At 47.9% G+C, this 755-nt stretch carries 1 protein-coding gene; it reads right to left on the reverse strand.

The window, feature by feature from the left end:
- On the reverse strand, window positions 1–755 hold a 755-nt coding region (locus NF859_RS00010; protein WP_252742469.1), incomplete at both ends, for an ABC transporter ATP-binding protein.

Below are 755 nucleotides of genomic sequence, written 5' to 3' on the forward strand. Positions count from 1 at the left end.
AATATTGCTTTTCCTGTGGTTTTGTCGAAGATGTGAATCTTCTTCATATCAAACACAACATCAACCTCCACACCCTCCCTAACCCTAGACTCCGACCTGAAGGAGCCGACAAAAGTCACACCACCAACACGCAAATGCACAATCCTCTCACTACCCAAATTCTCCACAATCTCAACCACAGCCCTAACCAAATTCTCCCCAGGAACCTTCACCTGAGCAAACACAGCATCATACAAATCCTCCGGACGAATACCAAAAACAACCTCCCTACCAACATAACCCAACTCCCCCAAAACCTCAAACTGATCCGGAAGAAGCTTCAACCTAAACTCCCCAAAATCCACAAACCCATCCTCAGTAATCGTCCCATCAAGGAAATTCATCGGCGGCGAACCAATAAAACCAGCCACAAAAGTATTCGCAGGCTTATCATAAACCTCATCCGGCGAACCAACCTGCTGCAAAACACCCCGATTCATCACAGCAATCCTATCACCCATCGTCATTGCTTCAACCTGATCGTGGGTTACGTAAATTGTCGTCACACCAAGCTGCCTCTGCAACTTCTTCAACTCAGCACGCATCCTAACCCTCAACTTAGCATCCAAATTACTCAAAGGCTCATCCATCAAAAACACCTGCGGCTTCCTAACAATCGCCCTACCCAACGCAACACGCTGCCTCTGCCCGCCCGAAAGCTCCCTCGGCTTCCTATTCAAAAGCTCAGTCAAACCGAGTAATTCAGCAACCTCCCT

The sequence above is a fragment of the Thermococcus alcaliphilus genome (assembly GCF_024054535.1).
Taxonomy (GTDB): domain Archaea; phylum Methanobacteriota_B; class Thermococci; order Thermococcales; family Thermococcaceae; genus Thermococcus_A; species Thermococcus_A alcaliphilus.